Below are 3,731 nucleotides of genomic sequence, written 5' to 3'. Positions count from 1 at the left end.
TCTCATCTGAAGACGCAATTTCTACCATCAACTCTACACCTTGTGATATTATCGTCTCGTTATCTGTTGATATGTATTCTGTTATTAGTTCACTTGATGGTTTTACAAAAATTGTATGTTTAGTTGAAGAAGATACTTCAGCAGAGTTATATACAAAATTTTCAAATATTTTTGAGTTTCAGACACAACTTGAAGAAGATAAAGATGAAAATCTGACAAGTGTATTATTTCATCGGAAAAATATGTTTGGTAAATTAGAGCAAACAAAACATGTTTTATTTGAAAATACGATTACGATTGATTCAGAAAAGCGAAGTTAATATTTAGTTGTTTATACGAATGCGAGCGTGGTATGTTTATGAAATAAATCTAGAATAGAGACAAACTTTTATATAACTTAATCACATATAGTATGTATGGATAACCCATTTGAAGATATAGAAGAGAAAATTGATGCAGTTTCGAAACAACAATACAAAGAACCATTTTGTTTATTATCTCCTGAAGATATTGAATCAATTGAAGAAAATGCGGTAGTATCACGAGAGAAGTTACTTGTGTTATATCGTGGCTTAAATTATTCTATTAAAGAAATAGCAGAACTATTTGAAGTGACACCACATACTATCAATAAATTACTATCAGAATATATGATTTTTAAATCAACAAAGCAATATTTATTGTATGCACCTCCAAACAAGAGTATTACTGAATTGTTTTGTGAGTGTAAGTGTGAAAAGAGTGAAGTAATTGAGAATTTAGAGAATATCTAGTAGAGTGTAATATAACACTATTTTTGTTAACAATATATAGTAAGATTAACCAAACAACTTTAAGGGTTGAATGAAATATATCTAGTATGAATGAGATTACAATCGAAAGGCTACAGGAACTCAGAAAAAATCGAACATCTCAATCGAAAAATGTTGACCTAGAATCATTAGATAATATATTTGGGATTTCAATTCGGACAGATGATATTAAATATAAAAATTTAGTTAATGCAACAGTTGAAGAATCGTATCCGATTCGAGACACGATATATTATGACGCAGAAGGGAATGAAAAGTATATGGTCTGGATACATATTTTATATAACGAACGAGATAATCAATATTATTATATTGTTGATGAGCCAATTTTATCACAAGAAGAAGTTGCTCGATTAGAAGAATTAAAAGAAAAACTCCGCTCTTCTTTAGAAACTGTGAATCGAAGTAATTTAACCCAAGAAATGAATATTAAAAACCAGTATGACGCTGAGTATAAAAAAATAGAAGAAATTGTGAAGAAAGATATTGCAATCCAATATGGTATGTTTCGATTTATTAATAAAACAATTGAATTTATTGGTGGTGCTGTAAATAAATTTAATCAACAGGCAAGTAATACAGTATTTAATTCGATTGATATTGAAAAATATAAATTAGAAGACTTTTCACACGAATCTCTTCAAAAATTATTATATTATATTGAGCGAGATATTCTTCGATACAAAGAAATTACTCCAATGATGATGGATAATAGATTAGAAGAGATATCCGCTAATGGGTCTCATGTGCCATTATATGTGCATCACGATGATTATAAAAACTGTATGGTAAATATCGCATTAACCGACGCTGAAATGGATGACAAAGTATCGTTACTTGCTACCCGTGTTGATGGGTCAGTATCACGAAACGAGCCAGATGAACAAGGAGCATTAGAAGATGGGTCTCGTGTGCAGATGACACTTGGTGGTGAGATTACACTTAATGGTGGTAATTTCACTATTCGTAAATTCCAAGATGTTCCATTTACTCCGCTTGATTTAATTGAATATGATACTTTTTCTATTGAGCAAATGTCATATTTATGGTTAACGATACAACATGGTGCAAGTATTATTGTGATTGGAGGAACAGCAGCAGGAAAAACAACAGCTCTAAATGCATTATCGTTATTCTTAGTGCCAAATAAAAAGATTGTTACAATCGAAGATACACCAGAATTGCGTGTTGATGAACCAAATGTGTTACAGTCGATTACAAGAGAGAAATTGACAAGTAAAATCACAATGGCTAATTTATTCGAACAAGCACTTCGACACAGACCTGAGAGTATCTTAGTAGGCGAAGTCCGTGGTCCAGAAGCACAGGAGATGGTCGAAGCGTCTAATTCTGGGCATCAGACATTTACTACATTCCACGCTGATTCAGTAGAAGAAGCTATCTCACGGTTTACAGGTGAGAGGCTTGGGGTAGAAAGACCACAACTACAAGCTATCGATACACTTATCAGTATCAGAAATGAACAGCAACAGCGTATCGCATATACTATCGATGAAATTACAGAATATGACGATGAAACCGATACAATTGGTCATCAAGAAATATCGAAGTATGATGGGCGAACAAACTCATTTAGAATGGGTAGTCTAGATGAAAGTCATAACATCGAAACACAGCTTATTGATAGTGGCTATCCATTAGAAGTTATTTATGAAATGGCTGACGAAAGAGAAGCATTGTTTAAGTATTTACTTGACTTACTACCAACTCGCTCTCAACTATCAAAAGAAGAAGAGAATAGAGATGAGAAACTCGAACAAAAATATCGTTTTGAAAGAAATATCATCAAGTCTTACACTGCTAATACATATAAAAATGGCAAAAATCCTGTTATTACAGCAATGAACGAAGAACGACTAGTTGAATACGCTGATGTTGAACTTGACTTGATAAACATAACTGAAGGGGCTGAAAATACAGATGAGACACCAAAAGAAGAATAAATCAAGCAACAGACAAGATGACTGAACTCCGCAACCTAAACACTTAAAGACCTAGAACTAATATATACTATTAAAAATAATGAATCTACCATTTACAACATCAGAATCTGAAGACCAATCCTCTACTAGTGAAGACAAAAGCGAAACATCACTTCAAACACAAATCATTTCTGTAATCTCAAAACTAGGTGAGAATATATCTGAATCATCAACGAGTAACGAAAGAGGGTCAGTCAATTATTATTTTGATGTTATTACTGTTGGTATTTTTGCAGTATTATATCAATTATATCCATATAGTAAAAAACCTCATATTGGATTATTAGACTGGAAACGATTCAGAAATGAAAAACAAAACCTAAAAGAGTTGAATTCTCCGATTACAGTAGATGTATTTGTTATTAGACTTATTTCGCTGGGAAGTATTCTTGGAATTGCAGGTATTTTTATTGGCTATGCATTAAGCCAAGTTGCAGCTCCATTATTAATCACTATTGATTTTGGGTTTTCGAGTGTTCCACTATGGATTAGAGTATGGGTCGAAGAGAACATTAGTTTAATATTATCAATTATATTTGTGCCATTATTTTGTTTTTCAATGGTCGCAGTGGTATTTTATAGTATGACTTCGTGGCTTGGATATAAGGTGAGAGAAAAGAAGCGAGAGATTGATGATATTTATCCACAGGCAGTTAAGTATCAGTATGCTCTTGCACAGAGTGGAGCAAATGTTAAAGATTTAATTTATACAACAGCAAATCAAGGAAAAAACTATGGTGTATTTAGCGAAGAAATGCAAGATATTGTTAACTATGTCGAGCGAGATAATAAAAACTTGCTAGACGCTATCGATAAAAAATCTAGTGAAACGGTAAGTCAGAATTTTGCAGAGTTACTCAAAGATTATTCTACTGTCCTTGAACAAGGTGCAGATAATGGTATTGTAGATGTATTG

General features: G+C 32.4%; 4 protein-coding genes. All 4 read left to right on the top strand.

Annotation, left to right across the window (positions count from 1 at the left end; all coding sequences use genetic code 11):
• Nucleotides 1-320 (top strand): hypothetical protein (locus QZ276_RS03485; protein WP_292485322.1); only part of this gene is annotated, 320 nt, incomplete at its 5' end.
• A 96-nt stretch (nt 321-416) separates the two neighbouring features.
• Complete coding sequence (locus QZ276_RS03480; RefSeq protein WP_292485321.1) at nt 417-773, top strand: hypothetical protein; 357 nt, start codon at nt 417-419, stop codon at nt 771-773.
• An 86-nt stretch (nt 774-859) separates the two neighbouring features.
• A complete protein-coding gene (locus tag QZ276_RS03475) occupies nt 860-2,776 on the top strand; it encodes a type II/IV secretion system ATPase subunit (RefSeq protein WP_292485319.1) in 1,917 nt (638 codons plus the stop codon).
• A gap of 79 nt (nt 2,777-2,855) precedes the next feature.
• On the top strand, nt 2,856-3,731 hold an 876-nt coding region (locus QZ276_RS03470; protein WP_292485317.1), incomplete at its 3' end, for a hypothetical protein.

The organism is Methanohalobium sp. (assembly GCF_018609725.1).
GTDB lineage: Archaea > Halobacteriota > Methanosarcinia > Methanosarcinales > Methanosarcinaceae > Methanohalobium.
This window is presented reverse-complemented; position numbering and strand designations above follow the sequence as displayed.